Annotated in this window: 17 protein-coding genes; 2 read left to right on the top strand and 15 right to left on the bottom strand. The window is 30.7% G+C overall.

The features are described 5' to 3' along the window. Positions 1 to 6: 6 nt before the first annotated feature. From BN2087_RS01510 to BN2087_RS01535, 6 genes are all read right to left on the bottom strand, one after another. A complete protein-coding gene (locus tag BN2087_RS01510; protein WP_049690140.1) occupies positions 7 to 1,518 on the bottom strand; it encodes a sodium:solute symporter family protein in 1,512 nt (503 codons plus the stop codon). A gap of 9 nt (positions 1,519 to 1,527) precedes the next feature. Then, a complete protein-coding gene (locus tag BN2087_RS01515; RefSeq protein WP_049690141.1) occupies positions 1,528 to 2,448 on the bottom strand; it encodes a dihydrodipicolinate synthase family protein in 921 nt (306 codons plus the stop codon). Between the two features lie 17 nt (positions 2,449 to 2,465). After that, complete coding sequence (locus tag BN2087_RS01520) at positions 2,466 to 3,170, bottom strand: N-acetylmannosamine-6-phosphate 2-epimerase (protein ID WP_049690142.1); 705 nt, start codon at positions 3,168 to 3,170, stop codon at positions 2,466 to 2,468. A 743-nt stretch (positions 3,171 to 3,913) separates the two neighbouring features. Further along, positions 3,914 to 5,254: a sodium-dependent transporter gene (locus BN2087_RS01525; RefSeq protein ID WP_049690143.1), complete on the bottom strand. Its 1,341-nt coding sequence runs from the start codon at positions 5,252 to 5,254 to the stop codon at positions 3,914 to 3,916. Positions 5,255 to 5,312: 58 nt separating this feature from the next. Further along, on the bottom strand, positions 5,313 to 6,956 hold the full coding sequence (locus BN2087_RS01530) for a tryptophanase (protein WP_049690144.1): 1,644 nt from the start codon (positions 6,954 to 6,956) through the stop codon (positions 5,313 to 5,315). 448 nt (positions 6,957 to 7,404) lie between these two features. Next, positions 7,405 to 8,679: an amidohydrolase family protein gene (locus BN2087_RS01535; RefSeq protein ID WP_049690145.1), complete on the bottom strand. Its 1,275-nt coding sequence runs from the start codon at positions 8,677 to 8,679 to the stop codon at positions 7,405 to 7,407. A gap of 236 nt (positions 8,680 to 8,915) precedes the next feature. Here BN2087_RS01535 and BN2087_RS01540 point away from each other — a divergent pair, with 236 nt between their 5' ends. Further along, positions 8,916 to 9,704 (top strand): hypothetical protein, encoded by a 789-nt coding sequence (locus BN2087_RS01540; protein ID WP_049690146.1) that lies wholly within the window; start codon positions 8,916 to 8,918, stop codon positions 9,702 to 9,704. A gap of 335 nt (positions 9,705 to 10,039) precedes the next feature. On the opposite strand, the gene BN2087_RS01545 is transcribed toward BN2087_RS01540, so the two are convergent. Together BN2087_RS01545 and BN2087_RS01550 are read right to left on the bottom strand one after the other, a co-directional pair. Continuing rightward, on the bottom strand, positions 10,040 to 11,341 hold the full coding sequence (locus BN2087_RS01545; protein WP_049690147.1) for a pyrimidine-nucleoside phosphorylase: 1,302 nt from the start codon (positions 11,339 to 11,341) through the stop codon (positions 10,040 to 10,042). A 53-nt stretch (positions 11,342 to 11,394) separates the two neighbouring features. Next, complete coding sequence (locus BN2087_RS01550) at positions 11,395 to 11,616, bottom strand: hypothetical protein (RefSeq protein ID WP_049690148.1); 222 nt, start codon at positions 11,614 to 11,616, stop codon at positions 11,395 to 11,397. Positions 11,617 to 11,710: 94 nt separating this feature from the next. Between BN2087_RS01550 and BN2087_RS01555 the strand changes: the two genes are divergently transcribed. Next, the gene (locus BN2087_RS01555) at positions 11,711 to 12,115 is read left to right on the top strand and encodes a hypothetical protein (protein ID WP_049690149.1); all 405 of its coding nucleotides are present in this window, start codon (positions 11,711 to 11,713) and stop codon (positions 12,113 to 12,115) included. Positions 12,116 to 12,127: 12 nt separating this feature from the next. Here BN2087_RS01555 and BN2087_RS01560 read toward each other — a convergent pair whose 3' ends face one another. The 7 genes from BN2087_RS01560 to yqeC form a co-directional block, all read right to left on the bottom strand. Then, complete coding sequence (locus BN2087_RS01560; RefSeq protein ID WP_049690150.1) at positions 12,128 to 12,568, bottom strand: hypothetical protein; 441 nt, start codon at positions 12,566 to 12,568, stop codon at positions 12,128 to 12,130. 8 nt (positions 12,569 to 12,576) lie between these two features. Beyond that, complete coding sequence (locus tag BN2087_RS01565; protein WP_049690151.1) at positions 12,577 to 13,740, bottom strand: M20 metallopeptidase family protein; 1,164 nt, start codon at positions 13,738 to 13,740, stop codon at positions 12,577 to 12,579. Further along, positions 13,740 to 14,723, bottom strand: coding sequence for a molybdopterin-binding protein (locus tag BN2087_RS01570; RefSeq protein ID WP_049690152.1), 984 nt, complete (start codon positions 14,721 to 14,723; stop codon positions 13,740 to 13,742). The genes BN2087_RS01565 and BN2087_RS01570 overlap by 1 nt, the downstream gene beginning before the upstream one ends. Positions 14,724 to 14,789: 66 nt before the next feature. Further along, positions 14,790 to 15,566, bottom strand: coding sequence for an XdhC family protein (locus BN2087_RS01575; RefSeq protein WP_049690153.1), 777 nt, complete (start codon positions 15,564 to 15,566; stop codon positions 14,790 to 14,792). Continuing rightward, positions 15,547 to 16,368 carry a selenium-dependent molybdenum cofactor biosynthesis protein YqeB gene (gene yqeB / locus BN2087_RS01580; RefSeq protein WP_049690154.1) on the bottom strand — a complete coding sequence of 274 codons (822 nt, stop codon included), beginning with the start codon at positions 16,366 to 16,368 and terminating at the stop codon, positions 15,547 to 15,549. Before yqeB ends, BN2087_RS01575 begins: the two co-directional genes overlap by 20 nt. Further along, positions 16,355 to 16,927, bottom strand: coding sequence for a nucleotidyltransferase family protein (locus tag BN2087_RS01585; protein ID WP_049690155.1), 573 nt, complete (start codon positions 16,925 to 16,927; stop codon positions 16,355 to 16,357). Before BN2087_RS01585 ends, yqeB begins: the two co-directional genes overlap by 14 nt. Beyond that, a complete protein-coding gene (yqeC, locus tag BN2087_RS01590; protein WP_082144159.1) occupies positions 16,917 to 17,624 on the bottom strand; it encodes a selenium cofactor biosynthesis protein YqeC in 708 nt (235 codons plus the stop codon). Before yqeC ends, BN2087_RS01585 begins: the two co-directional genes overlap by 11 nt. Positions 17,625 to 17,859: the final 235 nt, after the last annotated feature.

Here is a 17,859-nt window from a genome sequence, read left to right on the forward strand (position 1 = left end):
TTGCCCCTAATTTTGATTATAAATTGTTGTGTTTTTTGGTACTATAGTTTCTTTTCCCTTAACTTTATTGTAAATTGCTGATCCAATAAGTCCAACTACTAAAGAAACTAATATTGATATAATTGAGTATGACCAGAAAGAAATTTTTGCTGGATCTACGAAATATTTTATATAAATCATAACTCCACTTGCTGCAATAAAGGCAAGTGTTGCTCCAAATTTATTTGCAGTTTTTGTAAATGCTCCAAGGATAAAGGTTCCTACAAGTATTCCCAAAACAAGACCCATAAATCCATTAAACCATTCGTAAGCAGATTTAATATCTCCATTTGCCAAAATCATTGAAACAATTATTGCAAAAATTCCAACTATTAATGAAACTCTTTGACCAATTTTTGTTTGTTTTTCAAAACTTAAATTTGTATTTAAACTTGATTGAATATCCAAAGCCCAACTTGAAGCAACTGAGTTTAGTCCTGTTGAAAGGGTAGATTGGCTTGCTGCATAAATTGCTGCAAGTAATACTCCTGTAAATCCTACTGGAAGCTCAAAAGCTATCCAAGATGCGAAAATTTGATCTTGTTGAGCTGCTGTTGGCAAAGGATTGCCTTGAACTTTATAAAATACGAAAAGTCCAGTTCCTATAAGATAAAATACTGTTGCAATAAAAATTGAAAGACAACCATTTGTTATCATCATTTTGTTTAATTTTTTTGTATCAGTTGTAGTTGTAAATCTTTGTACAATATCTTGACTTGAAACATAAGATCCTATTGTATTTAAACCAGCTCCAACTATTAATAAAAATATTGAATCCCTAAATATATTTGCATCAAATATTGGCTCGTCTAGTGCTAAAAATTTGTGATTTGTGAAAAGTTCACTTGCAACTGCCCCAAATCCACCGTTAATATTTGCAATTAAATAAATTAAACCAAAAGTTACACCAATAAGAAGAACTGATCCTTGGATAAAATCTGTCCACAAAACTGATTTTAATCCGCCAGTATAAGAATAAATAATTGCAATAACTCCCATAATTATAATTAAAATGTTTACGTTTATACCCATAAGTTTGGATAAAACCATACATGGAAGATACATTATAATTGACATACGACCAACTTGGTAAATTATAAACATTACTGCCCCAAGAATTCTTAGACCCTTGCTGTCAAATCTTAATTCTAGGTAATGGTAAGCTGTATCTATATCAAGTTTACTATAAATTGGAAGGAAAAATTTTATAGTAAAAGGAATTGCTACAAGCATTCCAAGTTGTGCAAACCACATAATCCAAGTTCCTGCATAAGAATTTCCTGCAAGAGATAAAAATGAAATCGGACTTAAAAGTGTTGCAAAAATAGAAACTGAAGTTACCCACCAAGGCACTGTTCCATCACCCTTAAAATATTCTTTGCCCTTCATTTCTTTTTTAGAGAAATGAAGGCCGGCAAATAATACTGCTGCTAAATATACAATTAAGATTGCTAAATCAATTTTTGTAAAACCTTGCATTTTTTCACCTTAACCTAGATATTTATTCTTCGCATCATTTATCATCTTAGCAGCTTCTTTTACAATTTCCATATCTGAATCAATTAAGTTTTCAAGAGGTTTTCTAACTCCACCAATATCTAAATCTTCATTAATTCTTAATATTTCTTTTATTACTGCATACATATTGCCGTGAGCTGAGCACATTTTATAAATTATTGCATCAACAGCATATTGGATTTCACGAGCCTTGTCTAAATCTTTATTTTTTAGACATTCATCCATTTTTAAAATTAATTCAGGCATTACACCATATGTTCCACCAATTGCTCCTTCAGCTCCAATAAGTCTTCCTGAAATAAATTGTTCATCTGGTCCGTTGAAAATTATATAATCATCTCCGGCATTTTGTTTAAACATTTGAATATCTTGAACTGGCATTGAAGAATTTTTAACACCGATTACATTAGGATTTTTTCTCATTTCACTAAATAAAGACTCTGTTAAAGCAACTCCAGCAAGTTGTGGAATATTATAAATTACAAAATCAGTATTTGGTGCCGCAGAAGAAATATCATTCCAATAAGCTGCAATAGAATATTCTGGAAGTCTAAAATAAATTGGAGGTATAGCTGCAATTGCATCAACTCCCAAGCTTTCAGCGTGAGCTGCAAGTTCCATAGAATCTTTTGTATTGTTGCAAGCTACGTGAGCAATAACTGTAAGTTTTCCCTTAGCTTCCTTCATTACATTTTCAAGAACAATTTTTTTATCCTCAACACTTTGGTAAATACATTCTCCAGAAGAACCATTAACATAAACACCCTTAACACCTTTGTTAATGTGATATCTTGTAAGTTCTCTTACTCTTTCAGGACTAATTTCTCCATTTTCATCGTAGCATGCATAAAATGCTGGAATAACTCCCTTATATTTGTCTAAATTTCTCATAATCTTTCCTTCCTTTTTTATTTTTCTAATTCTTTAATTTTTTCAGTAAAATTTTTAGTAATAACTTGTGGTCTTGTAATAATTGAACCAACAACAACACTATAGGCACCAAGTTCCAAAACTCTTTTTGCTTTCTCAGGTGTATTAATATTTCCTTCAGCAATTACTTTATTCTTTACATTTTTAATAATTTTTCTAAGAATTTCGAAATCATTTTCATCGATTTTATCATTTTTAGATTGGTCAGTATATCCAACCAAGGTAGTTCCAATAAAATCAAATCCAAGCCTATCTGCATTTATAGCCTCATCAATAGTAGAACAATCAGCCATAAACAATTTATTTGGATATTTTTCCTTAACTTTTTTGAAAAATTCATCAATTGTAATATTTCCAGGTCTTAAATCACTTGTAGCATCCATGGCTATAATATCAGCCCCACAAGAAACAAGTTCATCAACCTCATCCATGGTTGGAGTTATGTAGACTTTAGAATCCTCAAAATCTTTTTTTACAATTCCTATAATAGGTAGGTCAACTTCTTTTTGTATTTCTTTAATATCTTCACTGGTATTAGCTCTAATACCTTTTGCTCCACCTTCTTTAGCAGCTTTTGCCATTCTTCCCATAATAAAAGATGAATGCAAAGGCTCATCAGGCAAAGCTTGACAAGATACTATTAATTTTTTTTCAATAGCATTTACATTAACTTCATCAGCCATAAAAACCTCCTTGATGGTTAAAGTATATTCCATCTTAAATTTATTTTCAAGATTTTGATTTAATTTGAAATTACTTTCAAAAAAATAAAATAAAAAAATCATTTTCCCGTTTTCCAATAAAAATTTTAAAAGCTAAAAGAAATTACTTTCATTAAATTTATATTATTTAAAATTAATTACTAGAAAAATAATTAGAAAATAAGAAAGCAGGATAAATCCTACCAGAGCGTTGACAAAGTAAGATTTTAGCTAATATTTTATTTTATAATAAAAATTAAGCTACGTACCATCTCGACTAGATAAATGTGCATTGATTTTGCACATTTATCCCTAAAACTAAGTGCGAAAGCACGTAGACAAAGTAAGATTTTAGCTAATATTTTATTTTATAATAAAAATTAAGCTACGTACCATCTCGACTAGATAAATGTGCATTGATTTTGCACATTTATCCCTAAAACTAAGTGCGAAAGCACGAAGAAGTTTGCAAAGCAAACGTGTTTTAGTGTGAGTGAAACGAACGCATGGAGAGATCTCATGAGATTTCTCCGCTCGTTGCACACGATAAATCGGGATAAACAACCGAAATCAACGGTTATTTATCTGATAGAAATGGGAAATGTTTCTAATTTGTCAACAGTCTGAGCAGGACAAGTCCTGCTTTTTTACAATTTTTATATTTTTTCATAAAAAAATAAGCTTATCAAATTAATTAATAATTTGATAAGCTTATTTTTATTTTATCAGCCTATACCTCCAAGAACTGCCCCGGCAATTAAGGCTATTACTGCTGCTCCTACGTAAACGTATTTTGAAAGTGGATAATACCAAGATCCTATTGGTTTTTTTGCACCTTCGTTAACAGCTTTTATTGCGAAATCTTTTCCTGCAACCCATAAGAACATTATTGCTGCTAGTGCTGCTCCAAGTGGGCAGATATAAATTGAAATTACATCCATCCATTGAGAAACTATAGGTTGAATTAATATCGCAATTACACATCCAAATATATGGATTATTAGGGTTGATTTTTTTCTTGAAAAATTAAATTTTTCTTGCAAATATGCTACTGATGATTCATATAAATTTATTATTGAGCTTACTCCTGCAAATAATACGCAAACATAAAATATTATGCTTACTATTCTACCACCAGGCATTCCGTTTAATACATTTACTAAATAAATAAACATTAATCCAGGACCGCCTGTATCTAGTGCTGTATTTGCTGTAGCCATAGCTGGAATTATTACAAATGCTGCCATTAATGCTGCTATTGTATCAAAAATTGCTACATTGGCTGCAGATGTTATCAAGTTTTCTTTTTTTGATAGGTATGAACCATAAATTACAGTTCCTGATCCTGCTACTGAAAGTGAGAAGAATGCTTGTCCAAAAGCATATATCCAAACTTTTGGATTTTTTATTAACTCATTATCAATTGTAAATATATATTTATATCCATCTGATGAGCCTGGTATTGTTGTAATATAAATAGCAAGAACTACAAAAAGAATGAATAAGGCTGGCATCATGATTTTATTTGATTTTTCAATTCCGTTTGAAACTCCAAGAATCATTATTACACAACTTACAACTATTGCAACTACAATCCAAAGATTTGCTCCCATTGCTGTAGCAGTTTCAGAAAACGTTTTTCCGATTAGGTCCATATCTTGACCCATTCCACTAAGCTCACCAGAAAAAGCCATGAAAGTATATTTAAATATCCAAGCCATTACACAAGTATAACCTATTGCAAGAGCAAGAGATCCAGCTACAGGTATTACTCCAAGACCTTCCCCGATTTTTTTATTTCCATATTTTAATTCAGTACATTTACCAAAAGCTCTTACTGTTCCTGATTCTGTTGAACGTCCAAGAGCCATTTCTGTTATTACTCCTGTTGTAGCTATCAGAATTACAAAGATAAAATATGGAATCAAAAATGTCATTCCACCATATTGAGAAACAAGGATAGGAAATCTCCAAATATTTCCCATTCCAACTGCAGATCCTACACATGCAAGGATAAATCCCCACTTAGACTGAAAACCGTCTCTGTTTGATATTTTATTTTCCATAACATACTCCCTAATATTATGAATTTAGCAGAATCTCAAAAGAGATCCTGCTAAAAATTTATTTTTCTTCTTCACTTGGTTCATATGGTTCTAGGAATGCGTGGAAGTGACGCATTGGTAGATTATGACCTTTAACAATTTTAATATTAGGTATTGTTGATCTATCTTCGTACAACGCTTTAACTGCTGCTATTACATAATCCATATGTTCTTTGCTAAGTTGACTTCTATTAACTGCAAATCTAACTACGTTAGCTACTTCTTTTTGTTGTTCTGGTGTTTTTAGATCGTATTCCATTGAATAGTTTCCAAGCTCAGCTGTTCTTATTCCGTATCTTCTAATAAGTTCTACTGAGAAACCTTGTCCAGCAAAAGTTTCTGGAGCTCTTTTGTTATCAAAGAATTCATCCATGTTGATATAAACACCGTGTCCACCTGCTGGAAGTACGACACCTTTTACTCCTGCTTTGTAGAATCCTTGAGCTAAATATTCACATTGTTTAACACGTGCATCTAAATATTCAAATTTTGAAGCTTCATAAAGACCTGCTGCTAGTGCCATAATATCTCTACCACTCATTCCACCGTATGAGTCATTTCCATATGATGAAATTTGTTTTACTTTTAGTAAGATACCTACGTCAGTTTTAACTGATCCGTCTTCATTAAAGTCTGAGAATTTCTTCCAGAATAATCCCTTATCTCTAAATGCTAAAACTCCACCCATATTTGCATGGCCATCTTTTTTAAGAGATGCTGTAAATCCATCACAGTATGAGAACATTTCTTGAGCTATTTCATTTATAGATTTATCTTGGTAGCCTTCTTCATTTACTTTTATGAAATAAGCATTTTCTGCCCATCTAGCTGCATCAAACATATAAGGAATATCGTATTTATGAGCAATTCTTGAGCATTCTCTCATGTTTGCCATAGATACTGGTTGTCCACAAACTGTATTATTTGTAATTGTTGTATAAACTAATGGTACATTTTCTGGTCCTAGTTTTGTAATTAACTCTTCAAGTTTTTCTGTATCCATATTTCCTTTAAAAGGATTCTTTTCATATTTACCACCTTCTGGAACTTCCCATAATAATTCTTTATTATAAAGGTTTCTTGGAATTGAACCCATTTGTTTGATATTTCCTTCTGTTGTATCAAAGTGTCCGTTTGATGGAATTGTATAAGTTTTTCCTGGTTCTCTACTATTTAATATATTTTTTACAAGTTCGAATAATACTGATTCAGCTGCACGACCTTGTTGGATGATAAATGTGTTTGGTCTTTCCATTTGAGCAGATCCACCATTAAATAGTCCGCCTTCATATTCACATAAATAAACTTCATCCATCATTTTTTCTACGTCTTCGCAGTCGGTTCTTACTAGATCAATTATTCTTTTTTGATCATTTCCTCTTTCAAATACATCTCTAAATGTATCTAAAAGTACATAATATCCCTTATTTCTACCATAGGATTCATCTCCTAAAAACATTGCAGACCATTGTACATCTGTCATCGCAGTTGTACCTGAATCTGAAAGCATATCGATTGTTAGCATGCCTGCTGGGAAAGCAAATTCATTGTAGTGAGTTGCTTTTAATGCTCTTTCTCTTTGTTCAATTGTTACGTTTGGAATATTTTTTGTTACATAAGTGTAAGAATGTGGTGTAGGTACATTCAATTGGTACTTTTTCATTTTAATGCCTCCATATAAATAGCTATGTTAATAGTTATAATTAAAACTGTACAGAGGAACCCCGGTCATTAATTTCAAAAAATTAACTAGCGGACAGTATCCAAATTGAGAACCCCGGTTATCAAAAATGATTGTAGATTAGTGGTTAAATTTAAAAATTTCCACATATCGAAAAAAAATTGATGAGCGGTCAGCACTCCGAAAAATTCTAGAATTATCTATGAAATAGATTACATCAATTATTTAACTTTGTCAAGAATAAGTTTAAAAGCCCTAGAATTATCTGCGATATAGACATTTTCAAAAAAATACAATTTTTGAAAACGTATGTAAATATTTTGTTGATTATGTAAAACTTAACATAAAAAAAGTGGAAGCTTGAATTTTTCTTGCATCCACTTTTTTTAAATTTCTTTTTAAATTTTAATGAAAAAATTTATTTTTCCTATCAGAAGATTTTTACTCCTCTTACAAATTTCGAAACAACATCTTCATCTTTTGAAATATATACTATTCTTTCTAGTCTTTGTTTTAAGTCAAATTTATCTTCTTCTAATAATTTTTCATCGTCAATAATTATTGCATCAAATTCGTATCCTTTTTCAAATGATCCGACTTTTCCAAAAAATTCTCCTCCACCCAAAGTTGCCATATAAAAGGCTTCTTCAAGGCTTAGAGGTTTTATTTTTTCGTCTAATAATCTGTATCTTAATTTTGAAACTTTTATGGCATCTGCCATAGCTTTAAATATTGATGAGTGAGTTGCCCCTGCAACATCTGATCCAAGCCCAATTTTTTGCCCTTCTCTTAGGTATTTTCCTGCTGGGGCAATTCCTGATGTAAGGTTGGTGTTTGAATCTGGACAGTGGGCTATGAAGACTTCATTTTCTTTTATCAAATCTTCTTCATCTTCATTTGAATATACACAATGAGCCATCACCGTCTTGTTATTTTTGCCAAATAAATCAAAAATATTGTAGGCATCTCCATAAAATTTAGCCTTAGGAACTAATTCTTTGACCCATTCTATCTCATCCAAATTTTCTGATAAGTGGGATTGGATAGGAAGATTGTACTCATCTTTTATTTTTCTTAGTCTTTCCAATAAATCGTCAGTACATGATGGGATAAATCTTGGTGTTAAAATAGGATAGGTATTTTTATATTTTCCTTTAATTGATTCAAGCCAAGCGATTGTAGCCTTTTCTGATTCCTTAGCATCCTTTTCTTCAAGATCTACTCCACCATTTCTGTCCATATTTACTTTTCCAACAAAAGAAACCATTTTTGATTCTTCCATCAAATCCATCAAAATTATTGTGGATTTCACATGAAGACTTGAAAAAATCACATGCCTTGTATTTGGTCCATATTTTAAATAATCTACAAATCTTTGGTAGGATTTTTTTGCATAATTTTCGTCTTTAAATTTTGCTTCACTTGGAAATGTGTAGGTATTTAGCCAATACAATAATTCTAAATCCATTCCCATGCCCCTAAAATTATATTGAGGGGCGTGGATATGAAGATCTGTAAGACCTGGACAAATTATTTTTTCTCCAAAGTCTATAACTTTTATGTCCTTGTATTTTTCATCTAATTTTTCAAAAACTCCCATTGAAAGTCCGTCTTTACAAATCAAAAAAGAATTTTCACAAAAATTTATTACGTTTTGATTTTTACTATAAATTATATTTCCCTTTAGGGCAAATGTTTTTGTCATATTTTCACCTATCCAAATTATGAATTTTACTATAAATATATCTTGAAATTTTAAGATATTTCCGTCCAAAATTTCAAAAGAGATTTACACTACTATGAGGTTTTTTATTATACTATTTACATTTTTTTATCCAAAGCTAGTTTATTCAAACAAAGTCTCATATTTGTAATTTTTATAAATTTAAATTCTAATTCCATTAAAAAATGGGTAAATATATTAGGACTTTAGGAGGAATTATGAAAAAAAGATTAAAGAACAAAAATTATATCATTGGACTTATTATGTTTATTATTACCTTGATTTTTTCTTTTTTTGCATACAAGGGAGTATTTTTTCTCCACAAGCAAGAAGAAATTTTTAAAATATACGAAAATCCACTAATACCTATTGGTTTTAGTTTTTATATTTGGATTTTTATCTATATTTTTTCTACTCTTTTTTTGCTTTTGCCTTTTATAAAAAAGCTTTCTATGACAAATGAGGAAATATATTATGAAAAATTGATGCCACTTTTTATTTTTTGGAATATGGCAAATGGAATTTTTTCTGTAATGACAAACAATAATTATCCCATGCCTGCTCTTATTGGAATTATGGTCTATGCTTTAATTTTAATCACTTTGATAAAAACAATTGACCAAAACAAAGATTTTTCAAAAAAATATAAATTTCTTGTAAGCTTTCCTACTGGAATTCATGGAGGCTGGGTTATTCTTTCAGTTTTTACAAGTATAATGCTTGTTTTTTCTCAAAATAAAAGCTTAGAAAATAAATTTTTTGCCCTAATTATAAGTTTAATTTTACTAATACTTGCAAGCGCCATGGTTTTGTTTGTCTTTAAAGAAAACAAAAATTTTGGACTTATTATTGGTTTTTTGTGGGGGATTTTTGGAATTATTATAAAGCAAAACCCTTGGTCAAATTTTTCAAAGGCAAATAATATTATATTTATCGGTGCAAGTATTTTATTTATTTTTGTAGGGATATTTTCTGTTTATATTTTTAAATATTTTAAAGAAAAATAAAAAAATCCTAGGATTCATACTATCTATAAGCTAAATTTTTAACCACTTCTACCAGATAAAAAACTACCATTTGGGTTTTTATCAAGATAAACGTGTAAAAGGAGCGGAGAAATTTCATGAGATCTCTCCACAAGGTCGAGATGGGTTTTAGCGTAATTTTATTTTTAAATAACTAATAAATTACTAAGCTAACTTTGTCTAATATCTGAATCCTAGTTTTAACTAAGATTTAGAGCGTAGACAAAGTATGAATTTAAATAAAAATTAAGCTAAGTACCATTTAGCTATTTGGCTGTATGAATCCTAGCATTTACTAGGATTTTTTATTTTATAAATTATTCTAAAATTTCTTCTACAACTGGAATTGGCTTTGTTTTTTCTTTTGAATAGGTGAAGGTTTGGTAAAAACTTTCTATCCATTCGTCTGTAAGTTTTTTATCGTGATAAACAATGGCAAGGCTGTCGCCTTTTTCTACCCTATCACCTTTTTTTACTTTCATTTCAAGACCAACCGCATAATTTATCTTATCTTCTTTTCTCTCGCGTCCTCCGCCAAGTTTCATTGACAAAATTCCAAGATTCATTGAATGAATGTGGTCAATATAGCCATCATTTTTTGATTTCATCTCTGTTTTAAATTTAGCTTGTGGAAGAAGGCTTGGGTCTTCAATTTGCCCTACATTTCCGCCTTGGTATTCAACCATCTTCTTTAACTTTTCAAAGGCTCTTCCAGAATTTATGGCATCTTCAAGCATTTTTCTTGCCTGGTTTTTATTTTTTGCAACTTTTCCTTGGATAAGCATAATTTCTCCAGCTGTTAAAACCAATTCAGTAAAATCTTTTGGACCCTCTCCTTTTACGGTTTCAATAGCTTCTTTTACTTCAAGGGCATTTCCAATTGTATTTCCCAAAGGTTGGTTCATATCTGTAATCATGGCCCTTGTGTCTTTGCCAAGTTTTTTCCCAATATTTATCATAGCTCTTGCAAGTTTTTTTGCATCATCAATTGTGTGCATAAAGGCGCCCTCGCCGTATTTTACATCAAGTAAAATCGTATCAGCACCAGATGCTAATTTTTTGCTCATTATAGATGAGGCAATTAGAGGAATTGAATCGACAGTTGCTGTCACATCTCTTAGGGCATATAATTTTTTGTCGGCTGGAACAAGTTCTCCAGTTTGTCCCATAATGGCAAAACCAATTTCTTTAACTTGTTTTATAAAATCTTCTTCTTTCAAAAATACATTAAAGCCTTCAATTGATTCTAATTTGTCAAGCGTTCCACCAGTGTGTCCCAAACCTCGCCCGCTCATTTTTGCAAGTTTTAAGCCACAAGCTGAAATTATTGGACCAAGAGCAAGGGAAGTTTTATCACCAACTCCACCAGTGGAATGTTTATCAGTCTTTATTCCTTCAATATCAGATAAATCCAAAACGTCACCACTTTTCATCATACATTCGGCAAGTTTTGCAGTTTCGTGTTCATTCATCCCATTTAAAACTATAGCCATAAGAAGGGCTGATGTTTGATAATCTGGAATTGTTTCATCGGTCACCCCATCAATCCAAAATTTTATTTCCTCATCGCTTAATTCTTTTTTATTTTTCTTTTTTTCAATTATATCTACAAATCTCATAATTCTCCTCCACTTAGTAAATAAATACCCATCTGGAAGTTTTTAGAAAATATTTACAAATCTTTTTCCAATAATTTTTCTATATTTTTATTAAGCCTATCAAGCTGTTTAATCATAAGCCAGTTTTGTGCAAATAATCCATTAATTCCACCACTAGCAAACATACTTGAATTATTAAAAATCATTTCTAAATCTTCTTTTTTTATATCTTTTAAGTCATAATAATCAACTATTTGTTCAAATCCTTTTTCATTTTTTCTATCAAAAATTGCCATATTTTCCTCCAATCTATATAATATTTTTTACCCAATCTAAGATTATATAGATAAATTTCTTTTTATTATGATATTATCTATATAGGAGGATTTTATGATTAAAAAATTAATTAAGATTTTTAAACCTAATCTTTTTAGGGTTTTAATTTTATTGGTTTTGTTTTTGGCTATGGGAGGAAGTTTTTTGGCTACAAATATGAGTGGGGGAATTCTTTTAATTGGAGATTTGATTTTTATTTTTATAACTCTACTTTTTTCTGATCATTTTGATTTATATAAGTCAAAAAAATACAAAAACCAATTTTTGATAGCAGTGGTTTTTACAATTATTTTAATATTAATTTTATCTATGGTCTTGGTTTCTTTGGATATGGATGTAAATGATTTTAAAGGATTTAAGTCAATTTCTTTTAATTTATATATGCTAACTGGAGCTTATATTTTATCTTTACTTTACAAGGAAATCAGATACTTTTTGGATAAAAGAGCAAAAAAATAAGAGCTTTTGCTCTTATTTTTTTAGTATATCCAAAGGATCTATAGCTTGGGGGCTTAGGGATAATTTGTTTTTATTGTTGTAGAAGATAAAAATTGGAAAATTTGTTTTTCCTTTTTCTAGGTTTTCTCCTAGGCTTTCTAGGAAAAATTTCAAATCATCCTTGTTTATATTTTTCTTTTCTTTTTCTAGCCAAAATGGGGACATGGGTTTTATTTCTTCTATATCAAGAAGGATGCCAACTTCATATTCTCTATTTAAAAAACTTCCCCCAAAGGCATAAATCCCATTTTCATGATCTTCTTTTTGGTCAAGATTTAAATTTTTTGGAAGACTTATCACATCTATTTCCATTACATCTGTGATTTTTCCGTAATTTTTTTCAAAATTTTCTAAAACTTCATCTTTTCCTAATTGTTTTTTTACAAGATTATAGTATTTTTTATTTTTTAACATGACCTCTCCTATTTTTGTAAATCCAAAACTGCATTTGCCATGACTTCTACTGCGGGCTTTATCGCCAAATCTGAGCAGTAGAAATTTTTGCTGTGGAGGGCTTCTTTTTTGTGGTTTTCTTCTCCACTTCCAAACCAATAGAAAAATCCTGGGACTTTTTCCATATAAAAGGCAAAATCTTCGCTTGCCATGGTTTGTCCGTCTTTTATTATGTTTTCTTCTCCCAAAATTTTTTCTGCTGATTTTAAAACTTTTTCGTACATTTCTTCTGGATTAAATACTAGGGGGATTTTTTCTGTGTAATTTATTTCATACTTACATCCATAAGCTTCGGCTATATTTTTTACAATTTCTTCCATTCTTTTTACAGATTTTTCAAGAGATTTTTCTGAAAGGGACCTAATTGTTGCTGAAAGATGGGTCCTGTCTACAACTAAATTGTTTTCTGAGCCTCCATTTATAGAATTTACTGACAAAACTGTGGAGTCAAATGGATTTGTATTTCTTGAAATAATTGTTTGAAGGGCCATTACTATGTTTGATGCACAAACTATTGGGTCAATGTTTAAATGTGGCATAGACCCGTGTTGGCCTTTTCCTATAATTTCAATTTTAAAATTAACCTTTGTGCTCATAAGAGGACCTTTTTTTAAAATCACCTTGCCATAATCAATTTCTGGCCAATTGTGAAGGCCCAAAATCTTGTCAATTTTTACTTTTTCAAAAAGCCCCTTATCCAAATATTCCTTGGCACCTGTCGTTATTTCTTCTGCTCTTTGGAAAATGAAAACCACATCGCCTTTTAATTTTTCCTTATTTTCGGATAAAAGTTTTGCGATGGCAAGAACAACCGAAGTGTGATAATCGTGGCCACAAGCGTGCATCACCTTATCATTTTTTGATTTGTAGGAAATTTCTGTTTCTTCTTTTTGTAAAAGAGCATCAATATCTGCCCTAAGACCAATAACTTCCCCATTTTTTCCAGTATTAAGCCTTGCAATTAAGCCAGTTTTTATTGGAAAATCTATAATTTCTATCCCATCAATTTTTTCCAGATAGTCCCTTATGATTTTTGTTGTCCTAAATTCATTTTCTGAAACTTCTGGGTGCATGTGGATATCGTGTCTGATTTTTATTATTTCTTCTAAAGATTTTTCTGAAATTTCTAGCATTATCTGTTTAAAAGCCCTCCTTCTCCAAGTTCTATAAAATCTTCTTTTTTAAGGTCGATTTTTGCAAAAATTCTTGGCAAAAACATATCAAAACTTGTAAATTTTGCGTGCATACTTGCTCCAGGAACTCCAACCAAATAAGTTTTTCCCTTCATGCCTACTGTAAGCATATTTCCAGGTTGAACTGGCATGCCTTGAATAATAAATTTATCGGATAAATCTTTTATGGTTGAAGGGGTTATATCGTCAGGATCTACACTCATTCCCCCAGAAAATACTACAAGGTCTGCATCTTTTTCAAGATATTTTCTACAAATTTTTTCTATATATTCCCTATCATCCGGACATTTTTCAATTCCAAGTAATTCGTGATCAAAATGAGATAATTTTTCCCTAATTACAGGCTCAAACATATCTTTTATTCTTCCTGTAAAAACTTCATTTCCAGTAATAATTACTCCAACTTTTAATTTTTGAAATTTCTTAACCTGAAAAATCGGCTCATATTTTTTGGCAATTCTTTTAATATTTTGAACCTGATTTTCTTCAGTAAAAAGAGGCACAATCCTTCCTCCAACTAAATTATCTCCCTCATTTACAATTGAATAAGAAGGAATTGTTGCAAAGGTATAGTCCCCCTCCATATTTAGGTCAAAAAGTCCTTTTCTATTTATAAGAAAAAGTCCGTAGGTCTTACTTTTAAAGCCGATTTTTCCTTCTGAGGGCTTTGTATAAGAAATATTTTCTCCAATCAAGTCATCAGCAACTTCCCTTATTGCATCTTCTTCGTGGACAAAACCTGGGTCAAGTTCACCGACAAATAAATTTTCCTTGCCTATATCTTTTAATTTTTCTATATCTTCTTTTTGAATTACATGGCCTCTTTTAAAAAGAACCCCCTTAAATCCTCCAGCTTTTATTCCAGTTAAATCATGAAAAAGCACATGACCCACTGCATCTTCTACTTTTATTTTTTTCAGCATAAAGTCTCCCTCATTTTTTTCAAAAAAATCACAAACCAATAGATAATTTATGGTTTGTGAATATTTTTATTTTTCTATTACTTTATTGTTTTTTATTGAAATCATCAAGGATAAAATTGAAATTGCAATTTCTTCAACACTTCCATCATCAATATCATAGCCTACTGGGGCATGGACTTTTTTGATTAAGTCTTCTTTTATGCCCTTTTCTTTCAAATTATCAAAAACTCTTTTCACCTTTCTTTTTGACCCAATCATGCCGAGAAATTTATAGTCTTTATCGATTACATTTTCCAAAACTTCCTCATCATAATCTGGTGTACAAATTAAAATATAGGTGTTTTTATTAAATTTGTGACTTGAAGCAAAATCTTTTGGATTTGAAATTACAAATTCTCTTATATTCTCCAAATCTTTTTTATCTTTGAAATCTTCTCTTTTGTCAACTACAGTTACATCAAAATTTGTATTTACAGCAACCCTTGCAAGCTTTTGTCCAACGTGGCCTGCCCCAAAAATAATTAAACTGGGATTTGCCCTAAAAATTTTTATATAACCCTTGTTTCTTCCTCCACAAGACATTTTCACCTCTTGCTTTTCATTTAAAGTATAATCAAAAGATCTTTCTTCATCATCTTCCAAGGCTTTTTTTGCTTGTTTTATAAGGTCAAATTCAATAGGACCGCCTCCGATTGTCCCAGAAATTTCTCCATTTTCAAAAACTGCCATAGAAGAATTATCCTTGCCCGGAGCTGAACCCTTGGTTTCTGTAAGAATTACCAAGGCAACATTTTCTCCTTTATCAAGTCTTTCTACAATATCTTTAAGAATTTGTATGTCCATTTTCAATTCTCCTTCTTCCTATAAGAATAGCTTCAAGGCAGCCTCCTCCAATTAGTCTTGCCTTATCAGAAATAGTTTTTGCATTTTTTGGAATAACTCTTGGATCAACATCTCCAATTTTTAAACCCTTTGTAACAAAAGATCCATTTCCAATCATGCCCCTAACCATTCCATCAAGCTTTGATTTTATTTCTTTTCCATTTACTAAAGCCACAACTTGGTCTTTTTTTACAATAGATCCTATATCTTCAATAACTTGGATTTCTCCCTCATCTACTGCTCTTAAAATTCTTTCACTTGTAAACCCTTTAATATTTCCAGGAATTCCTGTGTTTTTTTCAGCAAAACCTTCAAAAATTAACCTACCAAGGTCATGGCCCCTGTTTGTTTCAATTACATAATCAACATCAACACCAGCCTCATATCCTGGTCCAAGAGCTATTGTAATATCTGCCATATTTTTATTTGTTCCAATATTTTTTTTGGCAAGAGTTCCATCAACTACAGCCATAGGTTTTATTTCTTTTAAAATTTCACCTTTTGGATCAACATAAACTGGAACTACATTTTCATCCCAAGCTCTTTTGATTTGGTCAATATTTTCCACCTTTCTTGCAGTAAAATCTTCAATTTTAATTTCACCATCAAAAATTGCTTGGGCTGCTGAAACATATCTTCTTATACAAAGAGGTTTTTCCATCTCCAAAACCAAAACCTTAAAACCAGTCCTAAATAATTTTTGAATAGATCCAGTCGCAACATCGCCGCCGCCCCTAAAAACTACTATATTATTTAGAGGCATCTTCTAACTCCTCCAAATTTTTGTAGGTGTCAATATCCCATAATTCTTTGACATCATCAATTTTAACTTCATTTTTATTATCATCCTTAACCAAAATCATTCCGCCTTGGTCAAAATCTAAAGACAAAAGCCCTTCCCTGTATTCTGGTGAAAAAATTACAGGAGCTCCTCTTCTTTTTTCAGTTCTTGGATAGGTAATAAGTTCATTTTCCTTATATTTTTCAATTAATTTATTTACAGTTTCAACTTTTAATAAAGGTTGGTCAGCTACAAAAAACATCATAGCAGAATCCTTGTCACAATTTAAAACTCCAAGCTTTATTGATGCAGATTTTCCAACCTCGTTGTTGTCATTGAAAATCGCCTTAAATCCTCTTTTTTTAGCATCATCAAGAATTTCATCATAAGATGAAACAAGGATAACATCATCAAAATCAATTTCTTCTACCAAATCAAAAGTCCATTCATAAAGTTTATCACCCTTAAAATCTAGTAAAAGTTTATTTTCTCCCATTCTCTTTGAAAGGCCAGACGCCATAATAATTGCACTAATTTTCATAATATTTCTCCTTTAAAATTGATCCGTAAAAATAATTTAAATCTATTTTCTCTTTCAAATAATCTATTACCCTTTTTGCCTGATTTTTTTCAAAAAGCCTATCAGCTTGATTAAAGAAAACAAATTTTTCCCCACCAAAATTTCCGAAAATTCCAGCTTTTATAAGTTTTTCAAAAACTTCTTCATTTATAGAATCATTTTTAATATTTGCCCTAAATTCATCAAAATTATAAATAAAATCAGAAGAAATTTCTTTGCCATAAACTTTTATAGAAAAAATTCCAATAACTTTATTTGAAAAATCATAAATAACTGGCTCAAATTCTTTCCAAAATTTTAGGGGAAGATTTCTACATCCATCTGCTTCTATTATAATATAATCAAAGTCTTTTGCGATAATTTTTAAATTATTTTCACCAATAGACTTTAATTTATTAAGTCCATCAAGTTTTTGACCAATTCCTACAATCTTATTTTTATAATCTTTTTTTTCATAAGATTCAAAAGATAAAAAAAGCTCGTCGACTTGGTCTTTATCTGGAACTTTTATTTTTGTAGATGTAGTTATTAAAACCGAACCCTTTTTCTTTAAAATATTTGCAAGATAAAACATAAGAGAAGTCTTGCCCCCAGATCCTGTAATAGAAATCACATCATTTTTTTTAATTTTTAATATCTCATCTAAATTTTTTTCCATAATAATAAAAATTAAGGACTGTGAAAGACACAGTCTCAGAGCTTACAAAATCTTTTCAGTAATTCATTAACAATTTAATAATAAATTACGACGCAACCCATCTCGACTAGATGATTGTGCCTTGAGTTGGCACAATCATCCCTAAAACTAAGTGTGAAAGCACGAAAAGTTTGTAAAGCAAACGAGTTTTAATGTTTTTGAAGCGAACGAACGGAGAGATCCAAAGAGATCTCTC

The sequence above is a fragment of the Anaerococcus jeddahensis genome (assembly GCF_001182725.1).
Lineage (GTDB): Bacteria > Bacillota > Clostridia > Tissierellales > Peptoniphilaceae > Anaerococcus > Anaerococcus jeddahensis.